Source organism: Undibacterium sp. Ji50W (genome assembly GCF_049340445.1).
Taxonomy (GTDB): Bacteria; Pseudomonadota; Gammaproteobacteria; order Burkholderiales; family Burkholderiaceae_D; genus Undibacterium.
Genome location: NZ_JBMPOX010000004.1, coordinates 44,398 through 70,769, shown reverse-complemented (window position 1 = coordinate 70,769; position 26,372 = coordinate 44,398). Strand labels below are relative to the sequence as shown.

Sequence of the window (26,372 nt, the reverse complement as noted above, 5' to 3'; positions counted from 1 at the left end):
CACATTTTTTGTGCGCCTCAATCTGTCAACAAAGTAAGACTGACAATATACCGTAAAGATCGCTAAATAAAAATGTGCGGATGCACTTGCATTTAACATTATTTGACTATATCTTTAATCCAGCAAATCATCGTGTGAAGTCAACACGAATTGCGACCCCGTAAGCTGAATTCTCTCAACAATCTGGAGGAAGAATGCATCACATCTTTAGCGAAACATCACGTTCGCAAATCAAAGAATCAACCGTCATTTCCCAAGCCCATGTTCAAGACGTAAGTGCAGACAGCATGATGCGAGTTCTGTCAGAAGATGAAGTGCTGAGCGTGGCTGGCGGGCCTGAAGTGGATATTGAAACAGGTGGTGGCGGTTAAGTATTCGACTGTCTGGGAACATGGGCTTGAGAAATCAAACCCAACATCGCATATCGATATACGAATTATTGAAAGAACCAATATGAAAAATGCCGGGAACGAATACTGCCATTCAACTTTGAACAAGTCCGATGCAAATATCAATCAATCTCCATCTTATCAGCAGGTGGGAATGCTTGTATTGACTGAAGGTGAAGTGTTGAGCGTGGCTGGTGGGCCTGAAGTGGATATTGAAACAGGCGGTGGTGGTGGTTAATCAGTAGTTCGATCGCCAATATCCAATTTCAGTCGCAATCAATTAGCGGTTTATTTCTAAAGGGAACCCAATGAAAAAAGCAGAGATCACTATGTCTATAGACAAATCTGAAGTGGACGGTGCACAGCTTCATGCTGGTAGTGAGCTCGAAATGCGCGCTCTGACAGATGATGAAGTCTTGAGCGTGGCTGGCGGGCCTGAAGTGGATGTAGAAGCTGGTGGTGGTTAAACGATAGTTCGGTAGCCACAGTGAAAGTTCAGTCGCAATCAATTAACGGGTCATTCCCAAAGGAAAATCCATGAAAAATGTAGAGATCACTACGTCTATGAACAAATCTGATGTTGACGGCGCGCAGTGTCAAGCTAGTCAAGAACTGGAAATGCGTGTTCTGACTGACCACGAAGTTTTGAGCGTAGCTGGCGGACCTGAAGTAGACGTTGAAACAGGTGGTGGCGGCTAAACAATAATGCGCCAGCCATAATCTAAACTCCGTAGCAGTCATTCACAAATCGTCACTTATTATTTAAGGATTTCTCATGAAAGAAGAAAAAAAACCTACCATCCATTCGACATTGAAGAGCTCTGATATTGACAGTGCACAGCATCAGTCCGGTCAGAATCGCGAAATGCGTAACTTGACCGATAGCGAGATTCTGAGTGTGGCGGGAGGGCCCGAAGTAGATGTTGAAGCAGGCGGCGGGGGCGGTTAAAAAATGGCGCACCAATAACTGTCTAAACTCAATAACAGCAGATTGTCGATTCATTCCCAAAGGATAATTCATGAAAAAAACTGAAATCACTACCACCCATTCGACGTTGACCAAATCAAATACTGAAAACGAACTGCATCAAACTGGCTGGAAATCCGAAATGCACATTCTGACCGATAACGAGGTATTGAGCGTGGCTGGTGGACCTGAAGTGGATGTTGAGTCACAAGGTGGTGGTGGCTAAGCGGTCGTTCAATAGTCACGATCTAAGTTCGGTCGTAATCAATTAACGATTTATTTCCAAAGGAAACCCCATGAAAAAAGCAGAGATCACTACTTCTATAAACAAATCTGAAGTTGACGGTGCGCAGTTTTATGCTTGTCAAGAACACGAAATGCGCGTTCTGACTGAAAATGAAGTTCTGAGCGTTGCTGGTGGCCCAGAAGTGGACGTTGAGATAGGCGGAGGTTAAACAGGCAATTTCTTGTCGCACTGTATCAAAGAAACTCACATTCACTAACGATATTCACCTAGTCAATCTGCAAAGGAAAAACTGTGAACAAGACAGAAAACAAAAACACTCATTCGATATTGGAAAAATCCGAGTTTAATGAAAAACAAAGTCAATCCGGTCACGAACTGCATATGCGTGCTCTGGACGACCATGAGGTCCTGAGTGTAGCTGGTGGCCCGGAAGTTGATGTTGAAGTAGGTGGCGGGGGCGGCTAACAACAATGCGCCACCATAATTTAGATTCGATAGCCGTTCATTAGCGACTAGCCATTCATTGTTTAAAGGATTTTCCATGAAAAAAGCAGACATCTCTGCCAGCCATTTAACATTGACGAAATTTCATGTTGACGTCGAACAGCATCAATCCCTTCAAGAACACCAAATGCGTCTTTTGATTAACAAGGAGATTCTGAGTGTAGCTGGCGGACCTGAAGTTGAGGTCGGTACAGGAACTGATCTTCAGAGGAGCGGCAATGGTACACCCTGAGAAAAAATTTGAAAGCACAATATTGAACAAAAATGCTGCCGCAGTTAAACAGTATCGATCCGGCCAAGAACACGAAATGCGCGTTCTAACCGACAATGAAGTTCTGAGCGTAGCTGGCGGACCTGAATCTGATGTTGGTTCAGGTAACGGATAAATCGAACAATTTTTCAAGTACGTAGCAATCCGATTTCAATTCAACATTTCCGTACACCGATCCTTAAAAGGTATTCTATGACAAAAGCAGAACTCACTACATCCTTGGACAAATCCAAAGTTGATGGCTCACAAATTCAATCCGGCCACGAACACGAAATACGTGTTCTGACAGACAATGAAGTCTTGAGCGTGGCTGGCGGACCCGAATGTGATGTTGGTACTGGTAACTGATAAATCGAACAATTCTTCAAGTACGTGGCAGTCCAGTTTCAAGTCAACATTTCCGTACACCGATCTTTAAAAGGTATTCTATGAAAAAAGCAGAAATCACTACATCCTTGGACAAATCCGACGTTGACGGCTCACAAATTCAATCCGGTAAAGAACACGAAATGCGCGTTCTAACCGACAATGAAGTTCTGAGCGTAGCGGGCGGACCCGAATGTGATGTTGGTTCAGGTACCGGATAAATCGAACGACTCCTCAAGTACGTGACCGTTCAGTTTCAATCCAACATTTCAGTACACCGATCCTTAAAAGGTATTCTATGAAAAAAACAGAAATCACTACATTCTTGGACAAATCCGACGTTGACGGCTCACAAATTCAATCCGGTAAAGAACACGAATTGCGCACTCTGACTGACCAAGAAATCTTGAACGTAGCCGGGGGACCTGAATGTGATGTTGGCACAGGCACTGGATAAATTGAACAGTTCTTCAGGTTCACGACAGCCCAATTTTAATCAACCATTTCAGTATCACTGATCCTTAAAAGGCATCTTATGAAAAAAGCAGAAATCACTACATTCTTGGACAAGTCCGACGCTGACGGCGCACAAATTCAATCCGGCCACGAACACGAAATACGTGTTCTGACAGACAATGAAGTCTTGAGCGTAGCTGGCGGGCCCGAATGTGATGTTGGTAGCGGCGGTTAATAAACTCAGGTTTCAAGCAAAAGATACAGCTTCCAAATCCATGAAATTTCTAGCGATCATTCACCTTATTAAGGAAAACCATGAAAAACATTGAATTGAACACATCCGAAGTCGAAATCAAACAACATCAATCCAGCCAAGAACACAAAATGCGTGTTCTGACCGACAATGAAGTCTTGAGCGTTGCTGGTGGACCGGAAGTCGATGTCTCGGTAGGTGCTGGTTAATATGCCTGGCTCACGAACAACAATAGCAAGTCATTGTTGAAAGCGATACCCCCTAAACCCCCACTACCTTCAAATACCGCCGCAACGCCTCACTAGGCGTTTTCAATAACGCGGCGCATGCTTCAATATCGCCAGCGCTGGTTTCCAGTGTCTGGCGAATTTCTTCCATGGGTATCTGTTCGGCGCGGCGTATCTGGCTGTGGCTGTCCAGCAGCTTGTACATGGATGGTCGCGAGATGCCAAGCTCTTGCGCGGCGCCCTGTATATACCAGTCGTTGTTTTCCATGGCGCGCAAGACATCGTCTTCGCCCAGCTCGGTCAATTTCTTGCGCGGGATGACGGGCAGCGGGATTTTGCTGTCGGCGGCGATGGTGGCGTGTTCTGGCCCTGTTGAGGCGGGTTTGTGGGTGGTTTTGACCAGGCTGACCAATTGTGGCACTTCACCCAGTTGCAGGGCCAGCAAGGCGCGGCGCAGGACATGCGACAGTTGGCGGATATTGCCTGGCCAGTCGTAATTGGCAAATTCGCTGACCAGGGCTACCGGCAGGTTGGTGCCCACTTCATTCGGCATTTTGCTGGTGCTGAGCAGATGCAGCAGCAACACGCCTATGTCTTCACGGCGGGCGCGCAGTGGTGGCAGGTGGATGATGAAGCTTTCCAGGCGGCGCAGCAGAGCCTGGTTGAAGCCTTCGCTATACAAATCCTGGTCTGTCGCGGCGATCAGGCGGGCGCTGGACTTTTGGTCATGCTGTGCGCCCAGTGGCCGGTAGTCACCGCTTTCCAGCACACGCAACAGCATGGGCTGGATGCTGGCCGGGGTATTGCCGATTTCATCGAGGAAGAGTGTCGCCCCTTCGGCTTCGGCAAACAGGCCTTTGCGGGCGTTTTGTGCGCCGGTGTAGGCCCCCTTGACGGCACCAAACAAGTCGGCAGCGGCCAGGGCTTCGTTCAATGCGGCCATGTTGACGCTGACCAATTGTGCATTGGCGCGTTTGCTGTAGGCATGGATGGCACGGGCGGCGATTTCTTTGCCAGTACCGGTTTCCCCCAATAACAGGACAGGCAGCTCTGTGCCGGCGACCTGGCGGATCTGGTCGCGGGCGACGATGGCAGCACTGCCAACGCCAACAAAGCCGAGTGCAGGGTTGTGTTTGGGCAGGCAGCGCATCCAGTGCAGGCAAATCAGCACGGCGCGGCCCAGGCCAAGGATGACGCCAGATTCAATTTGCTCGCGGCTTAGCGCCACCGGGGCGGCAATCTCTGTGCCATTGACTTCTACCACCATGCGGCTGGTGGGTGGGGTGATGACGATGCCATCATCACCGTCCCGCGTCACCCGCACCGGGTCGCGTGAAATACCGCCATACCCGAGTGGCAGGCCTTCTTTGGCCGGATGACGGAACAGGGGCAGGAAACGATTGATTTCAAGCAAGCCGTTTGGGTTGCTGGCAATAAACTGTTCGCCTATGCGCTGGCTATCCGGATGCCAGACGACAGTCAGGCCCAGCAGTGCCGCCGCATTGTCAGACAGCCTGGACAGGGGCGAGGTCAGCGTGTAATCGGTATCGTTCATTGTGTGTACTGCATATGTAAAGCACCAATGTAAATTTGTGCGCTTGACATGTCAACCTGCAATCACAAATACCTGCTCTCCCAGTAGAAGGCAACTGGCACGCTGCTTGCAAATATCACCACATACAGCGGGCGATGATGGCCTGCAATTTGGGAGAGAGAAAATGTTTGCCACTGAAATATTATGGATTTTATCCACTGTACTGCTGTTTATCCTGTTAAGCAGAATGACGCTGAAAGCCAGGCTGGCACGCAAGATTGCCATGCGTTTGCTGATGGATGACGTGTATTACCACGAAACCCGTAGTGCACTGATACAAAAGAATGTAGAGCGGGCCCCCCATTACCATGGCCGCACCCGTATCAGTGCCGGCACTGTCGCCATGTGCCTGCCCACCCATGATCCACAGGCAGCATGGACGGCGGCCATCCACACGTCAACCCGCATGCGCCTGCGCGCGCAGTCGGAACCTGCGCCGTCCATCATGGAAAAACCTTACCTGTGGGCCACTACCTGGGCATCGAAAGATAAAGCCTGGTCGACCACCTTAGGTTTGGTCAAAGCGGAAGAAAAAGCCGCCCGCCCGAATCCCCCGGTCGTCAACCGTGCTACTAAAAAACCGGCAAAGCCTGGCAAGAGCGCATCTGGCCTGTTGAACCTGGGCTTGATGCAGCAAGCCGTCGCTTACGACTGATATTTACATGTAGAGAAAAGCTGCGTTGACATGTAAATAGCGGCTTTTTACGCAGTAACCGGCATAAACCAAGCTGTATCGGCCGCAAAAGCCACCATAACACTACTTTTTTGCTGGCACGGAATTTGACTATAGGTAGTCAAGTCGAAAACTGGCCTTAGTGACAAAAAAGTGAACGCCTTAATTAGAAACAGGAGTCAGACATGAAATTCGCACAGGAAATCACGACTGCAGACACGCTCTTGAAAGCCGACCCTTACGTCGACTTTGCCAGTTTCCAGGATCGCTTGCCACCGCTGCTGAGGTTGCAGGCCCATCTGTTTGGACAGCAGTCACCGACCGATGATGAAAACGCTGTCGATGACGCCAGGCAACGCGACATATTGGGTGACACACAGTCACGTTTCGACAGAAGAAAAACTGACCGTCGCCAAGACCCGTCACGGATATTGAAAAACAGCCGGGTCAGCAGTGACAGGCGCAGAAAGAGTGACGGCAGCGTAGAAGTCAAATCAGATACGCTGACCTGATCCCGTTATTCTGATCCCGCTAATGCCTGTCTGTCAGAACGTGAACAGGTTTTCAGGCACAGGAGACATCATGAGAAAAACAGACAGGGACATCGCCATACCAGAAGCCAGGAAACCCTTCAACTTTTACAAGGAAGAAGCTGGCCTGCAATGGGTAAAAATTCCCGGTGTGGTGATGCATAATGAAGCCAACTGGGCGCAGGAAATCTGCCGCAAGCCGTGCATGACACTGGCCGAGGCCAAGGCATTTGCGGCCGACAATGACCGCATCACTTTCTTCTTTTATGTAAAGCATTTCACTATACTGGCAAAGCAACAGATTTTGCATGCGGGCGACGTGGTGTTTTTTTCTGGCAAACCGATTTTGGGTCTCGAGGAGGGTGCCGATGTGTATGAAAAACCGGCACCCAAGGGACGCATCGTCAGCCTTTGCGCGCCGCAGGGCAATGGCTGGGTTTCTTTGCAGGCCAGCATGCAGGTTCCCTTTGCCAGCACCGATAAAGGGGTGCTATTCATCTGGCCGGGCTTGCAGCCGGGTGGTGATCATTTCGCACCGATAGGACGTGGGGTATTGCAGCCGGTGCTGACTTACTGCAGTGTGCAAAGCACCTCATGCGCGCCCAACCCCACACAATTGCCAGAAACAGGATGGTGGATTTCTGGCCAGTATGTGAATACCGAAAACGCTGACAGCCCGGTGTTTGGCTGCTTTGGCGGACCGCGCATGGCTGTCAGGCCGGGCGATATCCTGACCTGTAGCATCGTCTATGATGCAGCAACACATACCTGGACCCAGACCATACTCAATACCGCCAACAAGATCAGCATCAGTTTTTCGATGAAGTTGACGGACAATGAGGGGCAGGCACAAGAACAGAATATCGCTTATTTTTGCCTGGAAAATCCTGGCCATGCAGCGCTTGGCCAAAGCGTCAGCCTGTTTAACATTGTCGCCAAAGTAGCGCGGCCACAAAGCAACCTGGGCCAGGACATGGCTAGCATGCCCTGTGTTGAAAACCTGGCGGTCAGCGATGATCAGACGACTATCAACATTGATCGGGTCATCATCTACAGCCCGATTTTTAATGCTGACTAACAGGATTTACGGATTTATTTGTTTGCCGCTTGCCAGGTGTCGAAATAATGCTGGAAGGCGGCAATCACTTCACCAATGTCTGCTCTGGATACATCCAGGTGCGTGACCATGCGCATATGCGGTGTAACGCGCGCCAGTATGCCGCGGCCCAGCAAATGCTTTTCCAGCCCAGTGCAGGCAGCTGACGGTATATCGGCATACACAATATTGGTCTGAGGTGTCTGCACCTGTAAGGCGGCAATCTGCTGTAGGCCACTGGCCAGCATTTGTGCGTTGGCATGGTCTTCTGCCAGGCGCAGGATATTATTTTCCAGCGCATACAAGCCAGCCGCCGCCAGGCTGCCCGCCTGGCGCATGCCACCGCCCAGCATCTTGCGCCAGCGCAGCGCGTTTTTGATGAAATCTTTGTCGCCACATAATACTGAGCCGACCGGTGCGCCCAAGCCCTTGGACAGGCACACAGATACGCTGTCAAAACCGGCCACCGCCTGTTTCAGTTCCACACCCAGTTTGACGGCGGCATTGCAGATGCGTGCACCATCCAGGTGGGTTGCCAGACCACGTTCATGAGCCAGGCTGGTGGCTGCTCGCACATAGGCAGGCGGCAGCACGCGGCCACCGATGGTGTTTTCCAGGGCCAGCAAACGACTGCGGGCAAAATGAAAATCATCCGGCTTGATGGCAGCTGCGATATCGGCAAGGGCAATGCTGCCATCGGCCTGATTGCTCAGTGGCTGCGGTTGTATGCTGCCTAACACTGCGGCACCACCGCCTTCGTATCTATAGGTATGCGCTTCCTGTCCGACGATGTATTCGTCACCACGTCCACAATGCGCCAGCAAGGCCAGCAGATTGGTTTGTGTGCCGGACGGGGCAAACAGCGCTGCTGCATAGCCAAACCGTTCAGCCGCATAGGCTTGCAGACGGTTGACCGTGGGGTCGTCGCCATACACGTCATCGCCCACTTCGGCGGCATGCATGGCAGCACGCATGGCGTGGGAGGGACGGGTAACGGTATCGCTGCGCAAATCAATGCGGATGGGTGGTCTGGCTGACATGGGGTTTCCTTTTTACTATCGGGATGCTAGTACGGTTTGACCGAATCGCCAATTGTATGCGGTTTATGCATGTTTATCTGCATCAGCACTATCAGGCCATTGCCATAAACAGATACACTAACAGGCAAAGGATGGATGCCAGGTAGCCTCTGACGAGGGTAAATTGATGCGCATCCTGACTCACTATTCAGTTGCACGGATCACTTGCACATGCGAAGTACGGTAGCAAAAATTGCCCTTGTTTTCAGTGTCTTGCTAGCCTTCGCCAGCCCCGGTGCGCTTTCCGGCCTGGTGGATTTTTCGCATGGTTTACTGGAATCGATGACCAAGCGCTTTGGCGCCGAGGGACCACGTCGTCTGGCGCAAATGCAAAACGCGGTGCGCAAGATCAGCACCACGGCTGGTAAAGACTTTGCCAGGAACATTGTCGCCTCCAGCGATGGCAAGTACGAAATGCCGGTGCTGCGCCAGGTGAATGATTTTTATAATCGTGTGCCCTACGTCAGCGACCAGGAACATTGGGGCGTTGCCGATTACTGGGCCACCCCGGCAGAATTTGTAGCGTCATGGGGTGGTGACTGCGAAGACTATGCCATCGCCAAATACATGACGCTAAAAGACCTGGGCGTGCCGGTGGAAAGACTGCGCATCACTTATGTCAGGGCGATACGCATAGGCGAAACCCATATGGTATTGGCGTACTACCCCACACCGACAGCAGAACCGTGGATCATGGATAACCTGGTGGATGAGATTCAACTGGCATCGGCACGCAGTGACCTGGTCCCGGTGTACAGCTTCAATGATGAAGACCTGTGGCTGGCCAGCGGCGGCGCACGCAAGGGGGGGGCATCCACCGTGCGTTTATGGAAAGACGTGATAGACAAGATGGACAAAGAAAAGCGCATGTAATGCATCCTGAGCTTAGGATGTATCTGCGCTTTTCTTGTTACGCTGTATTGCTCAGTCCGCTTTTGCCATCACTATTTTTTCCGGCACGCCAAAATAAAATCCCTGACCGCAATCGATCTGGTCTGCCAATAATAATTGTAGCGATTCTTCGCTTTCCACATTTTGTGCTATCAGCGGTATGCCCATGGACTGGGCGAACTTGACGATGGCGCGCAGGTGGGCATGGCTGCTTTCATTGCTGGCAATCTGCTGTATCAGGCCACCGTCGAGCTTGATGTAATCGGGTGGGATTTCGCGTATGACATTCAGAGCATGCGGATCCAGGCCGAAATGATCCACCCCAAAACGGATACCAGCCTCACGCAACAACGACACAAATTTTTTGGTGATTGCATGATCTCTGGCACAACCGAATTCACTCATTTCCACTGACAGACGGCCTGACAGTTCAGGAGAAAATTTCAGCCGCGCCAACAACCAGTCGCAAAAATCCTGGCTTTCCATCGATTGCAGTGAGACATTGACGGCAATATGTTTGAAGGCCGGATTGGGTGTCAGCAGCATGTCGATGATCAGGGTGATGACGGCCTGGTCAATTTCTGGCATCAGTTGATGGCGCATGGCCATGGGCAGGAATTTATTCGCTGGGACCAGGTTGCCCTGGGTATCGAGCAGACGGGAAAACACTTCATGGTGTACCAGTTGGCGCAATTGCAAACGCATGACAGGCTGTGCAAACAATACCCAGCGATTTTCTGCCAGTGCATTACGGATCAGCACGCGCCAGCCATGTGAACCGGCGATATTGGTTTCACTTTCTTCCAGATGAGCCACGCTGATTTGCCCGGTGCCAGACTGGCGCATGGTTTCTATGGCGAGGTCAGCGCGTGAAAAAATATCGGTACGATTGTGCGAAAGGCCAAACACCACGGCCCCCGCCGCCAGGCTGACCTGCCGGGATGCGCGCAGCAATACCTGGCTCAAGCGGTATTGCAATACATCGACCAGTTGGTCTATCCCTTTCTCGTCAATATCGATGCAGACCGCAGCAATCGAAGTACCGCCTATACGGCCCACGATGCTGACGTATTTGCTGACGATTTCGCGCACCACTGCGGATACGTCAGCCAGCAAGGCATCACCTTGCTGATAACCGTATTGATGATTGAATTCCTTGAGGCCATCAAATTCCAGCACAAAGATCACGGCGGTATCGAAGCGTCCGTCTTCTGACAGCAGGTGATTGAAACGCAGGTCAAAGCCATGCCGGTTTTCCAGGCCGCTGACCTTGTCGATAAAGGCTTCGCGCCGGTAGTTTTCGGCCTTGGCGATTTCTTCATCCAGCAAGGCTGAAATACGGTCCGACATATGATTCATGGCGACTACCACGCGCCGCAATTCGCGCGCCTGTGGCAATACATCTATGCGTTGAAAACGCTTTTCCTGGATGGCAATGGCGACTTCTTCAATTTTTTTCAGTGGGCTCAGGATGATACGCAACAGCAGTACTGTCAGCCCCCAGACGATGAGATACATGACAAACATCCACAATGCCATTTCTTGCATGGACCGCCACAGATATTCATAGGCATAGGCTGGATGACTGATGACCACCACCTTGCCCAACTGACGCCAGCCAGATGAAATGAAAGCTTCACCGGGTGGCGTTTGCAAATCAAACAGCACCGGCATCCAGGCCGGCACTTTTTCTTTGTTGGCGGGGAGTTCTTTGCTGACGATGATCTTGCCCGCAGGGTCAAGCACCATTATCTTTTTGTAATAGCCTCGGTCAAACAAGGTGGTGATCTGTATGTCTGCCAGGGTCTGGTCATTTTTTGCCATGGCATCTTCCAGCGGTCGTGACAGCGCGGTGGCCGCATCTTGTGCATGGGACGCCAGTTGCTGTTGCAGATAATCTCTGGTGGTCAGCACCGACAAGACTTGCAAGCCGATGAATACAGCAAAAAATATGACTGAAATTGCAAGAAGTAATTGGCGTCTTAATGTCATGTCATCTCTTTTGGCATCGATCAGAATTTTTCGTACAATTTCTCCACTGCGCCTACACTACTTCATCTTGAAGTATTTTTGCAACTTAAACAAGAAAATAGCATTATTGAGCAATTTGTTTTAATCAATTTGCAGATTTACTTACTAGGACTTACGCAAAATTGTCCCAACAAAACCCAGCGACGAAGACACTACTTTAGTACGCGGCTCCTAGGAGAGGAGCTGCAACGCTTTGGGGCGGTTTTGCGTAAGTCCTGCGGGGATGTAATGCAAATAGTAGCCGAATCAGCGTCAAAGGTCGCCCAATTTGCATAAGATGCGCAAGCAAAACAGACACACACAAGTAAAGCATGCCAGCATATACCGATGCTTGGGTAAAATACGTTTTTTCAGCGATGCCCGCCAGACTATTGTGTTGTGCCAGGCTTCATTATTTCAAATACATCATCTATGTCGAACACAGATATCAGCACCAATATCCTGCGCACGAAAATCAACCTGGAGACTGCCAGTTTTCCCTGGAGCGAGCTGTTGCGCCATTTCGCTGGCGGCACGGTGCTGGTGGTGGCTGGCGATCAAGACCTGGTCGAAGTTGCCCTGCATATGGCAGAAGACCGCGCCGAACAAATTGCTGCCCTGCTCGATAGCGGGCAACTGGCCAGAGTCAACGATGCGCAGGCCAAAGAATGGCTGGAGCAAGACCGGCAACTTTGGACTGTAGTGGTAAAACCCTGGATACTGGTGCAGCACCGTGTTGAGCGCACCTAAGAACAGATGAACTTTTAGCAAGCTCGCCTTGTCTGATGCAAAGCCTCTACAAGCAAAGGAGCATCATGCAATTTTTTGACAGCATCGGCCAAACCCGGGCGCAGCCATGTGCTGACGCTGCTGTTGATCATGCTGCTGCACCTGGCATTATGGCAAATCATTCGCCATTCGGGCTTGTCTGGCAGGGCATCGGCCAGGGACGATGTGGTTCTGTATCTTGATGTGCTGAAAATTCTGCCGCCACCTCCCAGGCCACCGGTCGCTGACGACCCGCCTGTCAAGATCCTTACGCCTGCCAAGCCGCTTGCTGTACGGAACACCCGGCAAACCCAGGTGGCCAGGGTGCCACTGTCAGCCACCACAGCAACCAGCCCGGACACTGTGCCAGCCCCGGTTACCGAAATTGACAGCGTTAGTTCTGGCAATAATAACAATACCCCCAACCTTGACCTGGATGCCTTGCGTGCTTCGGCATTGGCCATGGAAAGGCAGCGCAAACCCGGGGAGATCGAGCAAATGCAAGCCAGCCACCGGCGTAGCGACACGCTGGAAAAACGCCTGAGTGAAGGCACAAAACGGGCAGAAAAGAAGGAATGCATGAAAGCCTTTTCAGGCTTGGGTTTATTGGCTGTCATCCCGCTGGCGGTCAGTGCCGTTGTAGACACAGGATGCAAATGGTAATGCTGGCCCATGCTCGGCTATAATGCGAAATTCCGCAGCTTCACTGTGAACGGGATTGGAACGGAAAAGGACTGACGCAAAGACTTTCCGGCATGCATAGGCGAAACCATGCCAGCCGGCCAGTTTGCCTGGTCCCCGGCAGGCCTTGTATTGTGTCATGCTCATCCTAATGCGGCAATTTTCATTTTTTTATCTGGATCATTCATGAAAAAAATCTCTTACCTGTTCGCCGCCATGATGCTGGCAGCCTTCGGATCTGGCTTCTCTACCGTGACCGCGGATACCGCGCAGGCACAGGCAGCAGCACCTGCGGATCCCACCAAGCAGCAAACCGTCCGTGCAGAAATGGGCAAACCGCTCAATGAGATTCAGGAATTGCTGAACGCCAAGCAATATCCCCAGGCATTGGAAAAAATCAATGCTCTGGATGCGCTGGAAAAGAAAACGCCTTATGAGATGTTTGCCCTCCATCGCTTGCGTGCCGTGGTTGCTTCCGGTACCAATGATTCAGCCATGATGGCCCAGTCATTTGAAAACATGATCAATACGGAATTTCTGAAAGAGCCAGAAAAACTGCGCCTGATCGAAGCCATGGCCGGCACCATGTTCAATGAGAAAAAATATGTACAGGCAAGATCCTGGGCCGGCCGCTATCTGGAGAGGGAGCCAGGCAACGTCGGCATGAACAACCTGGTCGCCCGTTCCTATTATCTGGAAAATGACTATGCCAACACCATCAAGGTGTTAAACAACCAACTCGCTGAAGATGACAAGGCCGGCCGCAAGTCTACCCAGGAAAACCTGCGGCTGCTGGGCGGTGCCTATCAGCAGTTAAAAGACAACAATGGTTATGCAACGGTGCTGGAACGCCTGCTGGGCACCTATCCACAAAAAGAATACTGGAGTGACCTGCTGTACCGTATCGAACACAGGCCAGGTTTTGCAGAACGTCTGCGTCTGGACATGTACCGCTTGCTGCTGATCACAGACAACCTGGACGACGGCTCGCAATATGTGGAAATGGCTGAACTGGCCCTGCTGGCTGGTTTGCCGACTGAAGCCAAGAAAGCCGTGGATGCTGGCTTTGCAGCCAATATTCTGGGTACCGGCAAAGAAGCCGCCAAACACAAGCAATTGCGTGACCGCGTCAACAAACAGGCTGCAGACGATCTCAAAAACCCGGATGCGGGCGAAGCATCCGCCAAATCGGCAAAAACCGGTATTGGCCTGCTCAACATCGGCTACAACTATGTCATCAATGGTCAGCAGGAAAAGGGCCTGGCACTGATGGAGCAAGGCCTGGCAAAAGGTGGCCTGAAATCGGTAGACGAAGGCAAGCTGCATCTGGGCATGGCCTACCTGCAAGCTAAAAACCGTGAAAAAGCCAAGGAAATCTTCAAATCCATACAAAGTACAGACGGTGCAGCCGATTTGGCCCGTTTGTGGTTGCTGGTACCAGAAGACGGCAGCAAACCAGCCCCAGCACCTGCCAAATAAGCTGTAGTCAAATAAGCTGTAATCAATAGCTGACGGCTGTCATGCAGCCATAGAAAAAACGCGTTACCCATCAAGGGGTAACGCGTTTTTTTATGTACGTCTCATCAGCAGATGCAAAATCAAGAGCCGTCTGCAACGCCGCCCATGTCCCTACCCTCCATCACTACTCAGGACCACGATACAAACTTGATGTGATAGTGCCGCTGGTATAAAAAAAGGCCGCTCTGCGGGTAGCAGAACAGCCTGTTAAATTCAGTACTGCAAGCTCTGATTACGGTACTGACACACCTTTGGAAACTAGTGGGCTGTAACAGTTGAAACAGAAGTGAAAGACGCTTACCCGGCGATCAGGGCAAGGCGCAAAGCACAGCGATAGTGAACTATCGCGAGCATTTGCAACGCAGCCATGGTCGTCGCGCAAGCGGAAGGCACTCTGTTTTCAACTGTTACAGTCCACTGGTACTCTTCAAATTATTTTTATTAACTCTGATCAAGAGTGATAGGCAGACTCACCATGGCTGGTGATGTCCAGGCCTTCACGTTCTTCATCTTCTGGTACACGCAAGCCAACCACCAGGTCAACCAGTTTGTAAGCGACCAGAGAAACAATACCTGACCACAGGATGGTGACGCCAATCGCAGTTGCCTGCGTCATGACCTGACCCATCATGTCATAAGGATCGGCAGACATTTTGTTAGTGACATAATCAAAAATACCTTGACCGCCGAGGGATGGTGCAGCAAACACACCAGTCAACAAGGCACCCAGGATACCGCCGACGCCGTGTACACCAAATACGTCGAGGGAATCATCTGCACCCAGCAGGCGTTTCAGACCATTGACACCCCACAGGCAGATGATACCTGCCAGCAGACCGATGATCAGCGCACCCATAGGACCGACGAAACCGCAAGCTGGCGTAATCGCTACCAGACCAGCTACCGCACCGGATGCACCACCCAGCATGGAAGGTTTGCCTTTGGACATCCATTCACCAAATACCCAGGAAACAGTAGCTGCAGCAGTTGCCAGCAAGGTGTTGATGAATGCCAGTGCTGCGACGTCGCCTGCTTCCAGCGCGGAACCGGCATTGAAACCAAACCAGCCCACCCACAACAGGGATGCACCGATCATCGTCATGGTCAGGGAGTGCGGTGCCATCGATTCTTTACCGTAGCCTACACGTTTGCCTATCAGATAAGCACCCACCAAACCGGCGACCGCTGCATTGATATGAACCACCGTACCACCGGCAAAATCGAGCGCGCCTTTTTGTTGCAGGAATCCGCCTTTAGCCAATTCAATTGCCCCGCTAGCCGCATCTTTAATGGTATCCGGACCTGTCCAGAACCAGACCATATGTGCAATCGGCAGATAGCTGAAAGTGAACCACAACACCACGAACAACAGAACCGCAGTGAATTTTGCACGTTCAGCAAATGCACCGATGATCAGGCCGCAAGTGATGGCTGCAAATGTCGCCTGGAAGGCCACATAGGCAAATTCAGGAATGACCACGCCTTTGCTGAATGTCGCTGCCGTAGCGAATGTTGCCTTGGCTGGATCCCAGATGCCTTTCAGGAACAGACGGTCAAACGAACCGATGAACTTGCCACCTTCGGTGAATGCCAGTGAGTAACCGTAGATACACCACAAGACAATGATCACCGCGAAGATCATGAAGACCTGCATCAGGATGGAAAGCATGTTTTTGGAACGAACCAGACCGCCGTAGAACAGGGCCAGGCCTGGTATGGTCATCAAAATGACCAGCAAGGTGGCAACCATCATCCAGGCGGTGTCGCCTTTATTCGGTGTGGGTGCCGGTGCCGCCGCCGCAGAAGCGGCAGCCGGATCGGCCGCAACCGCTGGTGCGGCTGGAGCAACCGCTGCCGCTGCCGATGCAGGCGCTGCTACTGCCGAAGCAGCAGGAGCAGATGCTGCGGGGGCGGATGCCGCTGCAGATACGGCGGTAGATGCTGCTGCAGCCTCAGGCTTGGCTGGTGCATCTTCGGCGATTGCCATCGATGCGAAACCCAGACTGACCAGTATGGCTGTCCCTGCCACTACATTTTTTAATAGTTTTTTCATGTGAACTCCCTGGTAGCCGATCAGAGCGCGTCGTTGCCGGTTTCACCGGTACGAATACGCACAACTTGTTGCAAGTCGTAGACGAAAATCTTGCCATCGCCGATTTTTCCGGTGCGCGCAGCGGTTTCTATCGCTTCGATCGCACGGTCAACAATGGCATCATCCACGGCTGCTTCAATTTTTGTCTTCGGCAGGAAGTCAACGACATACTCGGCGCCACGGTACAGCTCGGTATGGCCTTTTTGACGGCCAAAGCCCTTCACTTCAGTCACCGTGATCCCCTGTACACCGATGGTGGACAAGGCTTCGCGGACTTCATCGAGCTTGAAAGGCTTGATAATTGCAGTAATCAGTTTCATGCTAGCCTCAAATGTTTAAAAGGTTTTGACTGCAGACAATACCAGAGTGGTCTTGCCTGTAAACTTGCCTGCTGGTGTCACATACAGCTTCTTGTCGGCATTGGTGCCCAGTGCTGCCAGACCAAAGTTGACGCCGAAGAATTCCTTGTTGATGCTGATTTTCCAGTCAGAGTAAGAAGAAGCACCATTGTTCTTGACAGTTTGGCGGCCTACATGCAGACCCAGTGTATAGCCTTCAGGCACATCAATATTCGCGCCCAGGTCCAGGTAACCACTGTTTTTACTGTTGACGAAACCGAACAGGTTGGTCACGGAGTGCGAATATTTTGCATACACAGGGCCGGTGCCGATCTGGCCATAGATTTCTGTCGTGTTGGCATCAGCAAAACCAGCCACTTTGTTCAGGCCATTGGATGGGTATATATAGCTCAGTACACCGACATCATACGAAACGTCTTTGACGATCTCGCCCTTTTTACCGCCATAGATATCCCATTCGATGTCGCCACTACCACCTGCATCCTTGGTCCATTTGATGGTCGACAACCATGTACCAGCGTAAAAACCGCTAGGATTGTTCACGTAGTCAGCACCGCCCTGCAGAGCCGGGTCAAGACGAGATTGCGAAATGGCACGATAGCGATATTCACTGGCTACGCCAACGTTGAAGCTGACTTCATTATCTGGCTTGGCATCTTCTGCCTGGGCAAAACCACCAAAGAATGATGCGGCTACAGCAGCGGCGATTACTAATTTTTTCATTACGCTTCCCCCTAGTTGATTAAGATTTGAATCGAATTAAACCTTTTGTGCATGCATGGCCTGCTTAGAACCTGTTTACGATCCTGCAGATACCACTGCCATGAATGCCTGAATTCTCTTTTCATCTGTCTGTTAGCAGGAGTCGTGCCAACTACGCAAGTTTCTACGTATTAACCGAAATACCTCCGGCAATACCAATAGGCATCAGGGATAGATGCGTTATCATTCCCTTATGGGTAAAATGGCAAGCGCATTGTGCAGCATTGATGCACCAATAAAATGCACTGATTTTTCTGCACAAAAAAGTGGCGCCAGCAAATTTGCACCATACGGGTGCAGATCGGGTGCAGATTCAAGATAGAGGATAGAAAATGAATAAGCAAAATTTCTTTAGTGACATGCAGGCCAAAGTAAACCAGGTGCTGGAAAATTCCCCGGCAAAAGACCTGGAAAAAAACGTCAAGGCCATGATGAGCCAGGGATTTTCCAAGCTGGATCTGGTCACCAGAGAAGAATTTGATATACAGGCGCAGGTACTGGCCAAGACCCGCGCCAAGCTGGAAGCACTGGAAGCCCGGGTCGCCGCCCTGGAAGCCCAGCAAAACGACGAATAAACAGGTTCAGCAGCTGATGTCGCTCGCCGTCCTCAAAAGCCGCGCCCTGAATGGCATGGATGCACCACAAGTTACCGTGGAAGTGCATCTGGCCAATGGCCTGCCAGCCTTTACCATCGTCGGCCTGCCCGAAACCGAGGTCAAGGAATCCAAGGACAGGGTCAGGGCTGCGCTGCAAAATGCGCGTTTTGATTTCCCAGCAAAGCGGATTACCGTCAACCTGGCGCCAGCTGACTTGCCGAAAGAATCTGGCCGTTTTGATTTGCCCATCGCGCTGGGCATACTTGCCGCCTCCGGGCAAATCCCGGCAGATGCACTGGACCAATATGAATTTGCCGGCGAACTGTCACTATCGGGTGAACTAAGACCGATACGCGGCGCACTGGCCATGACCTTTGCCATCTGCAAAAGCCAGCAGCACAGTAAACAAGAACCCGCCTTCATCCTGCCGCGAGCCAATGCCGATGAAGCCGCACTGGTCAGTGATGCCGCCATTTACCCGGCAGATTCATTGCTACAGGTGTGCGCTCACTTTGCCGCGCTGGGTAATGACAGCAAGCTGGTACGCCACCGCGCGCATTCCCAGGTGCAGCGCCCGCGCTATGCCGACTTTGCCGAAGTCAAAGGGCAATTGCAGGCCAAGCGGGCACTGGAAGTAGCGGCAGCAGGTTCTCACTCAGTCATCATGGTGGGCCCGCCAGGCACCGGCAAATCCATGCTGGCAGCCCGCTTCCCCGGCATTCTGCCAACTATGACCGATCAGGAAGCACTGGAATCAGCCGCTGTGCTATCGCTGACATCCGGCTTTGCGATAGAGCGCTGGAAGGCCAGGCCCTACCGTTCGCCGCACCACACAGCATCTGCCGTGGCGCTGGTTGGTGGTGGCAGCACCCCACGTCCAGGTGAAATTTCACTGGCGCATCGCGGCGTGCTGTTCCTCGATGAACTTCCGGAATTTGACCGGAAAGTGCTGGAAGTCTTGCGGGAACCACTGGAATCAGGCCACATTACCATTTCAAGAGCGGCGCGGCAGGCAGATTTTCCCGCCAGCTTCCAGTTAATCGCTGCGATGAACCCATGCCCTTGCGGATATTTTGGGCACAGCAACGGCAAATGCCGCTGCACGCCGGATAACATCGCCCGTTACCAAGGCAGGATATCCGGCCCCCTGCTTGACCGCATAGACTTGCAGATACAGGTCGGTGCCCTGCCCCATGCAGATTTGCTGAAACAGGCGGATGGCGAAGCCAGCCAACAGATACACGCCCGGGTTGAAGCTGCTTTTGCACACCAGCAGCAACGCCAGGGCAAAGCCAACAACCTGCTATCCACCACTGAAATCGACGAATACTGCCGCCCCGACAGCAGCGCCGAACAGTTGTTGCGCAATGCCATGAACAAGTTCAGCTGGTCTGCCCGCGCCTATCACCGTGTATTAAAAGTGGCCCGCACCATTGCCGACCTGGCAGGCGCAAGGCAAATCACGGCTGCGCATGTGGCCGAATCCATACAGTACCGGCGGGCGCTGCGGGAACACTAAGTACCTTCTAAGCATTTCTGTGTCGGATGCCAACATGCACGGCCATGACACCAAATCGCATTGACCTTGAACAAGCATTGAAATCTCCATCTACGTAACCACATAGGGATTAGTTAGCACCATCAGGAGAGAACTATGTCCCCGCAAGAAACCCAGGTTTTACAGAATTTTCTCGATCAGTTAGTGAAAGTACAAGGCATCAGCAAGGATGTGCAGGCGCAAAGCCTGATTAATGATGCTGTCAGCAAACAGCCTGATGCCAGTTATCTGCTGGTACAAAGGGCTTTGCTGCTGGATCAGGCATTGGCCCAGGCCAATAGCCAGATCACCAGCCTGCAGACGGAGCTACGTGAATTACAGGCGAGTAAGAATAACGGCTATGGCAGTTCTGCCGGCAATTTCCTGGACCCGGCCACCAGTGCCTGGGGTAATAGTTCCAGCAGCCGCCCCATACAGGCAGCAACAGCAGCGACCACAGCAACATCGGTCACTGGTAGCCCTTTGCCAGGCTACAGCGGCATGCAACCACCACCGCTGCCAGTCAGCACCATGGCTGCGACACCGGCTTCTAGCTTCTTTGGTGGTACTGGCGGCAGCATGCTGGGCACAGTGGCAGCAACGGCCGCCGGGGTAGCGGCGGGTGCTTTTTTGTTCCAGGGTATAGGTCATTTGATGGGCAACCAGTCGCATCAGCAAATGGCTGACAGCGGCAACGGTGCAGCGCAATTGAACCAGGGTGGCGGTGATTTGTTACCCGGTTATTTTGACAAGGCACCAGAAGTGCAAGAGACTGCACCGGAAGTTCCAGCGGTAGATGACACGCAATCGGCCAGTCTGACAGATGATTTTGGTGACGATGATATGGCGGATTTTTCCTGACCCCTCGCTGGCGACCTGCCTCCTCTTGTCGCCTGCTGCTCCGCAAGTAACAAAGCTTGCAAATTGATTACGGCACTGTAACAACTACCTTTGTTCAGCGCTGCATAAAGACAGCTTTCCCCTTGCCAGATCAGATTTACAGCCTTGCCATTGCGCAAGGCTTCAAGCATGTCCGGAAAGCACATCGATGCTGACACAGCGTTTGCGGCGGGTGCTTCCAAAGGCGCAGTCACAATCCTGGCAACATTGATCCCCATGGCAATTTTCTGCGGGAAGATATCGCCAGATCTGCGTTGTTACAGCGCGTTACCAAATTTCCTTAAAATTTCTTATTTCAGGTATCACAATTCGCCAGTCGGTGCGTTAATGGCTGATGTCAGTCCGTAATCGGGTGGCACCACTATTCTTTTGTGCAATACGGAAGAGGTTAAAAATGAGAATTCAACAGACCGTGCAGCAGATGCTGAGTGCCAGCCTGATCGTCTTGCTGGCAGCATGTAGTACCAATCCGCAACAAGCGAGCAATACTGGCAGCAGCAAAAGCCAGCCTGTCATAGGCAACACCCTGACGCAAGCGGCGATCCCACCCGAACAATTACTGAACCGCATCACCTGGGGTAGCAACCCAACGACCCTGCAAGCCTTGCAGACAGTTGGCCCGGATCAATACCTGGACCAGCAATTGCGCAGCCGTACTGCGGCCTTGCCTGCCCCTATCCAGGCGCAGATTGATACCCTGACCATTTCCAGCAAGCCGTTTGAAGACATCATGCGTGATCTGGAAGCGCGCCGTATCGCTTCAGACCAGCAAAAAGGCACGGATGACACCTTGCGCAAGGAATACCAGCAAGAGTTGACCCGTCTGGCACGCGAAGCGTCCAACCGTGCGCTGCTGCGCGATGTGTATTCGTCGAATCAGCTGCAGGAACAGATGAGCTGGTTCTGGATGAACCATTTCAATATCCATAATGGCAAAGCGAATGTACGCGCCATGCTGGGTGATTTTGAAGAACAGGCGATACGCCCGAATGCGCTTGGCAATTTCCGTGACCTGTTGCGCGCCACGGTCATGCATCCTGCCATGCTCAGGTATCTGGACAATGAACACAATGCCGTCAACCGCATCAATGAAAACTATGCGCGCGAGCTGATGGAATTGCATACCATGGGTGTCAACAGCGGCTATACCCAAAAAGATGTGCAGGAACTGGCGCGGGTACTGACCGGTGTCGGCATCAGCATGAATAAAGACACGCCACGCATGAAGCCGGAACTGGAAAAGCTGTACTACCGCAAAGGCCTGTTTGAATTCCAGCCGCAACGTCATGACTTTGGTGAAAAACTGATCCTCGGCAAAACCATCCAGGGTCGCGGCATGGCAGAACTGGACGAAGTCTTGCTGATGCTGTGCAGGCAACCTGCCACCGCCAATTATGTCAGCCAGAAACTGGCAGCCTTCTTTGTCTCTGATAGCCCGTCCAAGGCACTCATAGACAAAATGGCGAGCCGCTTCTTGCAGACCGATGGCGATATTCCATCTACCTTGCGGGCGATGTTTGATTCACCTGAATTCATCGCTTCGCTGGGCAAGAAGTTCAAAGACCCTATGCACTATATGCTGGCATCGGTACGCCTGGCGTATGACGGCACCACCATCGTCAATACCGGGCCGATGCTGAACTGGCTGAACATGATGGGTCAGCAATTGAACGGACGCCAGACACCTGACGGCTATGGCCTGAATGAAAGCGCCTGGGCCAGTTCTGGCCAGATGACGGTGCGTATCGATATTGCCAAGTCCATCGCCGGTGGTAACCCGGGCCTGTTCAAGGTAGACAATCAGCCCGCACCACAGGAAAAACCACCACAACCAGCGCTGGCGGTATCCAATTATGTCAAGAGCTGGACCAAGCAATTCAGCCCGTCTACCCAGACGGTCCTGAGTCAGGCAAATACGACACAGGAATGGAATACCTTGTTTCTTGCCTCCCCCGAAATGATGCGTCGTTAATCTTTTCATAGAAAGATCAAGGATATGAACCGCCGTGACTTATTGAAAGCGATGGCCTTGTTGCCATCCACCGCCATGCTAGGTATGAGCAGCCACGTAATGGCCGCACCCGCCACCCAAAACCGCCTGCTGCTGGTGTTTTTGCGTGGTGGCTATGACGCAAGCAATTTGCTGATCCCTACCTCCAGCAATTTTTATTATGAAGCCAGGCCAAATATCGCCATTGCGCGGCCAGGCTCAGCACCGGATTCGGCGCTGGAACTGACCGCCGACTGGGGCCTGCACCCGGCACTGAAGGATACGGTCTACCCCATGTTCCAGAATGGGGAAGCCAGCTTCATCCCGTTTGCGGGCATTGATGACCTGTCGCGCAGCCATTTTGAAACCCAGGACAGTATAGAACTGGGGCAACCACTGACGGGCAGCCGGAATTTCCATTCCGGTTTCATGAACCGTCTGGCCAAGGTATTGAGCAACAACAGCAAAGTTGCTGCCATGTCCTTCACCGACCAGTTGCCGATCGCCATGCAGGGCTCGGCGCGCATCTCGAATACCGCTTTGCGCAATGTCAACAAGCTCAATGTCGATCAGCGTCAGCGCGACATGATCTTGCAGATGTATGGCGATACCAGTCTGTCACAGGCAGTCAAGGATGGCTTTGCCATGCGCGAAGAAGTGGCCCGTGACTTGCAGGAAGAAATGAACAGCGCCAACCGCAATGCCATTTCCACCAAGGGCTTTGAACTGGAAGCACAAAGAATCGCCAAGCTGATGCGGGAAAAATATGCGCTGGGTTTCATTGATGTCGGCGGTTGGGATACGCATGTGAACCAGGGTGGTGTCAACGGTACGCTGGCAGTCAAGTTTGAAGAACTGGGACGCGGCCTGGCGGCCTATCGCACCGAAATGGGCAGCGCCTGGCGCAATACCACAGTGGTGGTCATCAGTGAATTTGGCCGCACCTTCCGTGAAAACGGCAAGCGTGGCACAGACCATGGTCATGGCAGCGTGTACTGGGTGCTGGGCGGCGGTGTCAAGGGCGGACGTATTGCCGGTGAGCAGATCGCGCTGGAACAAGGCAAGCTGTTCCAAAACCGTGATTACCCAGTGCTGAACGAATACCGCGCCGTGCTCGGTGGCCTGTTCACCAATATCTACGGGCTGAGTAGCGCCCAGGTGGACCAGGTCTTCAGCGGTGTCAAAGCGCGTGATCTGGCTTTGGTGTGATGGTACCCATGTCGGTAATCACTTCTTCATGCAGGGGTAAGTCGATATAAAAATGGGTGCCGACAGCCTCAAACGCGGACTCCATGTAATAACCGATATCACCATGCATTTGCCGGATGATGGCCTGGGAAATTGCCAGGCCTAATCCGGTTCCCCCTTTGGCGCGGGTATCTGAAGAATCTGCCTGTGAAAATTTCTGGAACAAGCGTTCGCGGAAATTTTCCGGGATGCCGCTGCCCTGATCTATCACTTCTATACGTACGCTTTTCCCCTGACGAATCTCGGTCAGGACGCGCACGACTGTGCCTTCCGGCGAATATTTGCAGGCATTCGACAGCAGATTCGCCATCACTTGCTGGAAGCGGCCCGCATCGACCATCACATGGGCATCCATGATCTGGGCGTCAAAGACGATTTCCGTGCCTACGCTGTGGGCAAAAGCCTGGTTATTGTTCACGGCAATTTGCAACAGCGCATACAGGTTCAGGTGTTCAAACATGAAGTCCATCTTGCCCGCTTCGATTTTCTGGATATCCAGCAAATCATTGATGAGCCGGGTCAGGCTTTCGCTATTCTTGTGCGCCATGTTGAGCAGAGGGGCAATCTTGTCCGGCACACTGCCGACGGCACCCCCCACCACCAGGCCGAGTGCGCCACGGATGGCAGTCAGCGGGGTACGCAACTCATGGCTGACGGTAGAGATGAATTCACTCTTCATGCGTTCCATCTTGCGTCGTTCGGAAATATCCCTGACGATGACGATCAGCTTGCGCCGACCTGCATGATAATACTCACTGATGGCCAGTTCGGCGGGGAACAGGCTGCCATCCTTGCGCATTCTTTCCACCTCGGTACGCAGGCAGCCGGTTTCCAGAAATTCACTGCGGCTCATGGCCAGGCCCAGCAAATCGGGTTGCCCCGGCGGCGAAAAAAACCTGCCATTCTTGCCCACCACTTCGCTGGCCGGATGACCATAGATGGCCACCGCAGCCGGGTTCAGTGCCTCTATCTTGCCGGTATCATCAATCATGACGATACCGTCTGCGGCGTTCTGGAAGATGGCTTGCAGGCGCTCGGATGAGTCTTTCAACGCGATCTGCTGTTCCGTCAGGTTTTTCAGCAAATGGGCCTGGTTGCGGTTGATGATTTCAGCCTGCTGCTTCAATTCTGTCGTGGCGAGCAAATCATGTTCGCGTTTTTCCAGCAGATTGACCAGCACGCTAAATGCCGCCACCAGCGCCAGAATGCCACTCATGGCGACCACCACGATGCCGGTCGTGATCTTGCGCCAGTCAGACAGGTATAAATCTTCATCCACCGAGAAATTAATAATCAGCGGATATTTCTGCAACGATTGTACGGCCGCCATGCGCGTCACATGCTTACCCCCATCCCCCATGCGTGAAGTGTTGGTGATGATGACGCCGGATTTTTTGTTTTGATTGTGCACCAGCTCATAGGTGCTGCCGGTCAGGTTTTTCATGCCCATGATTTCACCGCGCTCTGGCCAGCGGGCCAGATAGGTAAAATCATTCCTCAGCAAGGCTATCGATGCATGTCCGTCGGCGCTGAGTTTTTCATAAAACTGTGAATAAAACGAGGGTGACATGCCAAGGATGACCACACCGATGAATTCACCATCACTGCCAGTCAATCTGTGGCTAAGGAAAAACATCCATTTCCCGGTGGTCTTGCTGCGCACCGAAGCACTCAGGTAAATTCCCTGCACAGGATTGTCGCGCTGGGCAATGAAATAATCACGATCAGCCAGGTTGTAGGTCGGTGCCGGAAAATTGCGCGAAGTGTTGATCACATTGCCGTTCACGTCCAGCACAGAAATCACTTCAACGGCCGGCGACAGGCTGGCCTTTTCGCGCAAGAACTGATGGAAGTCATACGTTGATAATTTGGCAGACAGGTATTCAGCACTGACGCTCCAGCGATCCTGTATGCGTTCAGAAATACTGTCCAGCGCCGTATAGGCAAAATCCATTTGCTGGCTGACGGTTTCAGTCAGGACGACACTGAAGGTCTCGGTCTGTTTTTCCCATTTGCCGACTTCCTGCGCCCGCAACATCCAGACCGCACTGGCTGCCCCCAGGATAATCGCCAACACCAGGCACGCGGCAAGCGCGATGGCCAAACGACTGGTGGGTAATCCTGTTTCCTTCATCTCAATCTGTCCATTGACGCTTATTCGCCATATTATTCACCATGTTATACGCCATGTTGTCCGCCAAATAGTATTCGTAAATTTTGCCACACAGACATGTTGCCTGATTTTTACACTTGGGGGAATGCCTGTCGATGTTGCCCAACAATTTAGCGACGATTCGTCTATAGTAAAAAAGGATACTGGTGATCCCGGCATCGCTTCTTATCATAGCTATAACTGCTGTTTTACGCG

General features: G+C 52.1%; 34 protein-coding genes. 27 read left to right on the top strand and 7 right to left on the bottom strand.

Features of this window, described 5'->3' with window-relative positions; all coding sequences use genetic code 11:
• Positions 1 to 194: 194 nt before the first annotated feature.
• From ACO0K9_RS08970 to ACO0K9_RS08900, 15 genes are all read left to right on the top strand, one after another.
• Positions 195 to 371: a hypothetical protein gene (locus ACO0K9_RS08970; RefSeq protein WP_422983965.1), complete on the top strand. Its 177-nt coding sequence runs from the start codon at positions 195 to 197 to the stop codon at positions 369 to 371.
• On the top strand, positions 349 to 627 hold the full coding sequence (locus tag ACO0K9_RS08965) for a hypothetical protein (protein WP_422983963.1): 279 nt from the start codon (positions 349 to 351) through the stop codon (positions 625 to 627). Before ACO0K9_RS08970 ends, ACO0K9_RS08965 begins: the two co-directional genes overlap by 23 nt.
• A gap of 91 nt (positions 628 to 718) precedes the next feature.
• Complete coding sequence (locus ACO0K9_RS08960; RefSeq protein WP_422983961.1) at positions 719 to 856, top strand: hypothetical protein; 138 nt, start codon at positions 719 to 721, stop codon at positions 854 to 856.
• Positions 857 to 926: 70 nt separating this feature from the next.
• Positions 927 to 1,088 carry a hypothetical protein gene (locus ACO0K9_RS08955; RefSeq protein WP_422983959.1) on the top strand — a complete coding sequence of 54 codons (162 nt, stop codon included), beginning with the start codon at positions 927 to 929 and terminating at the stop codon, positions 1,086 to 1,088.
• A 76-nt stretch (positions 1,089 to 1,164) separates the two neighbouring features.
• Complete coding sequence (locus ACO0K9_RS08950; RefSeq protein WP_422983957.1) at positions 1,165 to 1,338, top strand: hypothetical protein; 174 nt, start codon at positions 1,165 to 1,167, stop codon at positions 1,336 to 1,338.
• Between the two features lie 70 nt (positions 1,339 to 1,408).
• Positions 1,409 to 1,582: a hypothetical protein gene (locus ACO0K9_RS08945; protein WP_422983955.1), complete on the top strand. Its 174-nt coding sequence runs from the start codon at positions 1,409 to 1,411 to the stop codon at positions 1,580 to 1,582.
• A gap of 70 nt (positions 1,583 to 1,652) precedes the next feature.
• Positions 1,653 to 1,811 carry a hypothetical protein gene (locus ACO0K9_RS08940; RefSeq protein ID WP_422983954.1) on the top strand — a complete coding sequence of 53 codons (159 nt, stop codon included), beginning with the start codon at positions 1,653 to 1,655 and terminating at the stop codon, positions 1,809 to 1,811.
• Between the two features lie 83 nt (positions 1,812 to 1,894).
• Positions 1,895 to 2,068 (top strand): hypothetical protein, encoded by a 174-nt coding sequence (locus tag ACO0K9_RS08935; RefSeq protein ID WP_422983952.1) that lies wholly within the window; start codon positions 1,895 to 1,897, stop codon positions 2,066 to 2,068.
• A gap of 76 nt (positions 2,069 to 2,144) precedes the next feature.
• A complete protein-coding gene (locus ACO0K9_RS08930; RefSeq protein ID WP_422983950.1) occupies positions 2,145 to 2,339 on the top strand; it encodes a hypothetical protein in 195 nt (64 codons plus the stop codon).
• On the top strand, positions 2,326 to 2,493 hold the full coding sequence (locus ACO0K9_RS08925) for a hypothetical protein (protein WP_422983948.1): 168 nt from the start codon (positions 2,326 to 2,328) through the stop codon (positions 2,491 to 2,493). The genes ACO0K9_RS08930 and ACO0K9_RS08925 overlap by 14 nt, the downstream gene beginning before the upstream one ends.
• 104 nt (positions 2,494 to 2,597) lie before the next feature.
• Positions 2,598 to 2,726, top strand: a complete 129-nt coding sequence (locus ACO0K9_RS08920; RefSeq protein WP_422983946.1) for a hypothetical protein — start codon at positions 2,598 to 2,600, stop codon at positions 2,724 to 2,726.
• A gap of 80 nt (positions 2,727 to 2,806) precedes the next feature.
• Positions 2,807 to 2,965 carry a hypothetical protein gene (locus ACO0K9_RS08915; RefSeq protein ID WP_422983944.1) on the top strand — a complete coding sequence of 53 codons (159 nt, stop codon included), beginning with the start codon at positions 2,807 to 2,809 and terminating at the stop codon, positions 2,963 to 2,965.
• Positions 2,966 to 3,042: 77 nt separating this feature from the next.
• Positions 3,043 to 3,201 carry a hypothetical protein gene (locus ACO0K9_RS08910; RefSeq protein WP_422983942.1) on the top strand — a complete coding sequence of 53 codons (159 nt, stop codon included), beginning with the start codon at positions 3,043 to 3,045 and terminating at the stop codon, positions 3,199 to 3,201.
• A 78-nt stretch (positions 3,202 to 3,279) separates the two neighbouring features.
• Positions 3,280 to 3,435 (top strand): hypothetical protein, encoded by a 156-nt coding sequence (locus ACO0K9_RS08905; protein ID WP_422983940.1) that lies wholly within the window; start codon positions 3,280 to 3,282, stop codon positions 3,433 to 3,435.
• An 80-nt stretch (positions 3,436 to 3,515) separates the two neighbouring features.
• The gene (locus ACO0K9_RS08900) at positions 3,516 to 3,662 is read left to right on the top strand and encodes a hypothetical protein (RefSeq protein ID WP_422983938.1); all 147 of its coding nucleotides are present in this window, start codon (positions 3,516 to 3,518) and stop codon (positions 3,660 to 3,662) included.
• A 52-nt stretch (positions 3,663 to 3,714) separates the two neighbouring features.
• Here the strand turns inward: ACO0K9_RS08900 and ACO0K9_RS08895 are convergent, their stop codons facing one another.
• Positions 3,715 to 5,235, bottom strand: a complete 1,521-nt coding sequence (locus tag ACO0K9_RS08895) for a sigma-54-dependent transcriptional regulator (RefSeq protein ID WP_422983936.1) — start codon at positions 5,233 to 5,235, stop codon at positions 3,715 to 3,717.
• Positions 5,236 to 5,398: 163 nt separating this feature from the next.
• Here ACO0K9_RS08895 and ACO0K9_RS08890 point away from each other — a divergent pair, with 163 nt between their 5' ends.
• From ACO0K9_RS08890 to ACO0K9_RS08880, 3 genes are all read left to right on the top strand, one after another.
• A complete protein-coding gene (locus ACO0K9_RS08890) occupies positions 5,399 to 5,929 on the top strand; it encodes a hypothetical protein (RefSeq protein WP_422983934.1) in 531 nt (176 codons plus the stop codon).
• A gap of 203 nt (positions 5,930 to 6,132) precedes the next feature.
• Positions 6,133 to 6,459, top strand: a complete 327-nt coding sequence (locus tag ACO0K9_RS08885; RefSeq protein ID WP_422983932.1) for a hypothetical protein — start codon at positions 6,133 to 6,135, stop codon at positions 6,457 to 6,459.
• Positions 6,460 to 6,529: 70 nt separating this feature from the next.
• Complete coding sequence (locus ACO0K9_RS08880) at positions 6,530 to 7,555, top strand: hypothetical protein (RefSeq protein ID WP_422983930.1); 1,026 nt, start codon at positions 6,530 to 6,532, stop codon at positions 7,553 to 7,555.
• Positions 7,556 to 7,569: 14 nt separating this feature from the next.
• On the opposite strand, the gene ltaE is transcribed toward ACO0K9_RS08880, so the two are convergent.
• Positions 7,570 to 8,613 carry a low-specificity L-threonine aldolase gene (ltaE, locus tag ACO0K9_RS08875; protein ID WP_422983928.1) on the bottom strand — a complete coding sequence of 348 codons (1,044 nt, stop codon included), beginning with the start codon at positions 8,611 to 8,613 and terminating at the stop codon, positions 7,570 to 7,572.
• 210 nt (positions 8,614 to 8,823) lie between these two features.
• On the opposite strand from ltaE, the gene ACO0K9_RS08870 reads away from it, so the two are divergent.
• Positions 8,824 to 9,525 carry a transglutaminase-like cysteine peptidase gene (locus tag ACO0K9_RS08870; RefSeq protein WP_422983926.1) on the top strand — a complete coding sequence of 234 codons (702 nt, stop codon included), beginning with the start codon at positions 8,824 to 8,826 and terminating at the stop codon, positions 9,523 to 9,525.
• Between the two features lie 51 nt (positions 9,526 to 9,576).
• On the opposite strand, the gene ACO0K9_RS08865 is transcribed toward ACO0K9_RS08870, so the two are convergent.
• Complete coding sequence (locus ACO0K9_RS08865; protein WP_422983924.1) at positions 9,577 to 11,535, bottom strand: bifunctional diguanylate cyclase/phosphodiesterase; 1,959 nt, start codon at positions 11,533 to 11,535, stop codon at positions 9,577 to 9,579.
• 450 nt (positions 11,536 to 11,985) lie between these two features.
• Here ACO0K9_RS08865 and ACO0K9_RS08860 point away from each other — a divergent pair, with 450 nt between their 5' ends.
• From ACO0K9_RS08860 to ACO0K9_RS08850, 3 genes are all read left to right on the top strand, one after another.
• A complete protein-coding gene (locus ACO0K9_RS08860) occupies positions 11,986 to 12,303 on the top strand; it encodes a DUF2288 domain-containing protein (protein WP_422983922.1) in 318 nt (105 codons plus the stop codon).
• Positions 12,304 to 12,378: 75 nt separating this feature from the next.
• A complete protein-coding gene (locus ACO0K9_RS08855) occupies positions 12,379 to 12,984 on the top strand; it encodes a hypothetical protein (RefSeq protein WP_422983920.1) in 606 nt (201 codons plus the stop codon).
• A gap of 204 nt (positions 12,985 to 13,188) precedes the next feature.
• Positions 13,189 to 14,481, top strand: coding sequence for a tetratricopeptide repeat protein (locus ACO0K9_RS08850; protein WP_422983918.1), 1,293 nt, complete (start codon positions 13,189 to 13,191; stop codon positions 14,479 to 14,481).
• Between the two features lie 490 nt (positions 14,482 to 14,971).
• On the opposite strand, the gene ACO0K9_RS08845 is transcribed toward ACO0K9_RS08850, so the two are convergent.
• From ACO0K9_RS08845 to ACO0K9_RS08835, 3 genes are read right to left on the bottom strand one after another with little or no spacing between them, the layout of a single operon-like run.
• A complete protein-coding gene (locus tag ACO0K9_RS08845) occupies positions 14,972 to 16,573 on the bottom strand; it encodes an ammonium transporter (protein ID WP_422983916.1) in 1,602 nt (533 codons plus the stop codon).
• Between the two features lie 20 nt (positions 16,574 to 16,593).
• Positions 16,594 to 16,932 carry a P-II family nitrogen regulator gene (locus ACO0K9_RS08840; protein WP_110254759.1) on the bottom strand — a complete coding sequence of 113 codons (339 nt, stop codon included), beginning with the start codon at positions 16,930 to 16,932 and terminating at the stop codon, positions 16,594 to 16,596.
• A gap of 15 nt (positions 16,933 to 16,947) precedes the next feature.
• Complete coding sequence (locus ACO0K9_RS08835; protein WP_422983914.1) at positions 16,948 to 17,694, bottom strand: TorF family putative porin; 747 nt, start codon at positions 17,692 to 17,694, stop codon at positions 16,948 to 16,950.
• 371 nt (positions 17,695 to 18,065) lie between these two features.
• On the opposite strand from ACO0K9_RS08835, the gene ACO0K9_RS08830 reads away from it, so the two are divergent.
• The 5 genes from ACO0K9_RS08830 (at position 18,066) to ACO0K9_RS08810 (ending at position 23,965) form a co-directional block, all read left to right on the top strand.
• Positions 18,066 to 18,308, top strand: coding sequence for an accessory factor UbiK family protein (locus ACO0K9_RS08830; RefSeq protein WP_422983912.1), 243 nt, complete (start codon positions 18,066 to 18,068; stop codon positions 18,306 to 18,308).
• A 16-nt stretch (positions 18,309 to 18,324) separates the two neighbouring features.
• Positions 18,325 to 19,848, top strand: a complete 1,524-nt coding sequence (locus ACO0K9_RS08825; RefSeq protein ID WP_422983910.1) for a YifB family Mg chelatase-like AAA ATPase — start codon at positions 18,325 to 18,327, stop codon at positions 19,846 to 19,848.
• A gap of 135 nt (positions 19,849 to 19,983) precedes the next feature.
• Positions 19,984 to 20,727 carry a DUF2076 domain-containing protein gene (locus ACO0K9_RS08820; RefSeq protein ID WP_422983908.1) on the top strand — a complete coding sequence of 248 codons (744 nt, stop codon included), beginning with the start codon at positions 19,984 to 19,986 and terminating at the stop codon, positions 20,725 to 20,727.
• A gap of 433 nt (positions 20,728 to 21,160) precedes the next feature.
• Positions 21,161 to 22,738: a DUF1800 domain-containing protein gene (locus ACO0K9_RS08815; protein WP_422983906.1), complete on the top strand. Its 1,578-nt coding sequence runs from the start codon at positions 21,161 to 21,163 to the stop codon at positions 22,736 to 22,738.
• A gap of 24 nt (positions 22,739 to 22,762) precedes the next feature.
• Positions 22,763 to 23,965 carry a DUF1501 domain-containing protein gene (locus tag ACO0K9_RS08810; RefSeq protein WP_422983904.1) on the top strand — a complete coding sequence of 401 codons (1,203 nt, stop codon included), beginning with the start codon at positions 22,763 to 22,765 and terminating at the stop codon, positions 23,963 to 23,965.
• Here ACO0K9_RS08810 and ACO0K9_RS08805 read toward each other — a convergent pair.
• A complete protein-coding gene (locus ACO0K9_RS08805; protein ID WP_422983902.1) occupies positions 23,937 to 26,138 on the bottom strand; it encodes an ATP-binding protein in 2,202 nt (733 codons plus the stop codon). The genes ACO0K9_RS08810 and ACO0K9_RS08805 overlap by 29 nt on opposite strands.
• Between the last annotated feature and the right edge of the window lie 234 nt (positions 26,139 to 26,372).

What these genes read in the sequence shown, in the direction of transcription:
- ACO0K9_RS08970 (WP_422983965.1), top strand. Translation starts at nt 195, where the DNA reads ATGCATCACATCTTTAGCGAAACATCACGTTCGCAAATCAAAGAATCA.
- ACO0K9_RS08960 (WP_422983961.1), top strand. Translation starts at nt 719, where the DNA reads ATGTCTATAGACAAATCTGAAGTGGACGGTGCACAGCTTCATGCTGGT.
- ACO0K9_RS08955 (WP_422983959.1), top strand. Translation starts at nt 927, where the DNA reads ATGAAAAATGTAGAGATCACTACGTCTATGAACAAATCTGATGTTGAC.
- ACO0K9_RS08950 (WP_422983957.1), top strand. Translation starts at nt 1,165, where the DNA reads ATGAAAGAAGAAAAAAAACCTACCATCCATTCGACATTGAAGAGCTCT.
- ACO0K9_RS08945 (WP_422983955.1), top strand. Translation starts at nt 1,409, where the DNA reads ATGAAAAAAACTGAAATCACTACCACCCATTCGACGTTGACCAAATCA.
- ACO0K9_RS08940 (WP_422983954.1), top strand. Translation starts at nt 1,653, where the DNA reads ATGAAAAAAGCAGAGATCACTACTTCTATAAACAAATCTGAAGTTGAC.
- ACO0K9_RS08930 (WP_422983950.1), top strand. Translation starts at nt 2,145, where the DNA reads ATGAAAAAAGCAGACATCTCTGCCAGCCATTTAACATTGACGAAATTT.
- ACO0K9_RS08925 (WP_422983948.1), top strand. Translation starts at nt 2,326, where the DNA reads ATGGTACACCCTGAGAAAAAATTTGAAAGCACAATATTGAACAAAAAT.
- ACO0K9_RS08915 (WP_422983944.1), top strand. Translation starts at nt 2,807, where the DNA reads ATGAAAAAAGCAGAAATCACTACATCCTTGGACAAATCCGACGTTGAC.
- ACO0K9_RS08910 (WP_422983942.1), top strand. Translation starts at nt 3,043, where the DNA reads ATGAAAAAAACAGAAATCACTACATTCTTGGACAAATCCGACGTTGAC.
- ACO0K9_RS08905 (WP_422983940.1), top strand. Translation starts at nt 3,280, where the DNA reads ATGAAAAAAGCAGAAATCACTACATTCTTGGACAAGTCCGACGCTGAC.
- ACO0K9_RS08900 (WP_422983938.1), top strand. Translation starts at nt 3,516, where the DNA reads ATGAAAAACATTGAATTGAACACATCCGAAGTCGAAATCAAACAACAT.
- ACO0K9_RS08895 (WP_422983936.1), bottom strand. Translation starts at nt 5,235, where the DNA reads ATGAACGATACCGATTACACGCTGACCTCGCCCCTGTCCAGGCTGTCT.
- ACO0K9_RS08890 (WP_422983934.1), top strand. Translation starts at nt 5,399, where the DNA reads ATGTTTGCCACTGAAATATTATGGATTTTATCCACTGTACTGCTGTTT.
- ACO0K9_RS08885 (WP_422983932.1), top strand. Translation starts at nt 6,133, where the DNA reads ATGAAATTCGCACAGGAAATCACGACTGCAGACACGCTCTTGAAAGCC.
- ACO0K9_RS08880 (WP_422983930.1), top strand. Translation starts at nt 6,530, where the DNA reads ATGAGAAAAACAGACAGGGACATCGCCATACCAGAAGCCAGGAAACCC.
- ltaE (WP_422983928.1), bottom strand. Translation starts at nt 8,613, where the DNA reads ATGTCAGCCAGACCACCCATCCGCATTGATTTGCGCAGCGATACCGTT.
- ACO0K9_RS08870 (WP_422983926.1), top strand. Translation starts at nt 8,824, where the DNA reads ATGCGAAGTACGGTAGCAAAAATTGCCCTTGTTTTCAGTGTCTTGCTA.
- ACO0K9_RS08865 (WP_422983924.1), bottom strand. Translation starts at nt 11,535, where the DNA reads ATGACATTAAGACGCCAATTACTTCTTGCAATTTCAGTCATATTTTTT.
- ACO0K9_RS08860 (WP_422983922.1), top strand. Translation starts at nt 11,986, where the DNA reads ATGTCGAACACAGATATCAGCACCAATATCCTGCGCACGAAAATCAAC.
- ACO0K9_RS08850 (WP_422983918.1), top strand. Translation starts at nt 13,189, where the DNA reads ATGAAAAAAATCTCTTACCTGTTCGCCGCCATGATGCTGGCAGCCTTC.
- ACO0K9_RS08845 (WP_422983916.1), bottom strand. Translation starts at nt 16,573, where the DNA reads ATGAAAAAACTATTAAAAAATGTAGTGGCAGGGACAGCCATACTGGTC.
- ACO0K9_RS08840 (WP_110254759.1), bottom strand. Translation starts at nt 16,932, where the DNA reads ATGAAACTGATTACTGCAATTATCAAGCCTTTCAAGCTCGATGAAGTC.
- ACO0K9_RS08835 (WP_422983914.1), bottom strand. Translation starts at nt 17,694, where the DNA reads ATGAAAAAATTAGTAATCGCCGCTGCTGTAGCCGCATCATTCTTTGGT.
- ACO0K9_RS08830 (WP_422983912.1), top strand. Translation starts at nt 18,066, where the DNA reads ATGAATAAGCAAAATTTCTTTAGTGACATGCAGGCCAAAGTAAACCAG.
- ACO0K9_RS08825 (WP_422983910.1), top strand. Translation starts at nt 18,325, where the DNA reads ATGTCGCTCGCCGTCCTCAAAAGCCGCGCCCTGAATGGCATGGATGCA.
- ACO0K9_RS08820 (WP_422983908.1), top strand. Translation starts at nt 19,984, where the DNA reads ATGTCCCCGCAAGAAACCCAGGTTTTACAGAATTTTCTCGATCAGTTA.
- ACO0K9_RS08815 (WP_422983906.1), top strand. Translation starts at nt 21,161, where the DNA reads ATGAGAATTCAACAGACCGTGCAGCAGATGCTGAGTGCCAGCCTGATC.
- ACO0K9_RS08810 (WP_422983904.1), top strand. Translation starts at nt 22,763, where the DNA reads ATGAACCGCCGTGACTTATTGAAAGCGATGGCCTTGTTGCCATCCACC.
- ACO0K9_RS08805 (WP_422983902.1), bottom strand. Translation starts at nt 26,138, where the DNA reads ATGAAGGAAACAGGATTACCCACCAGTCGTTTGGCCATCGCGCTTGCC.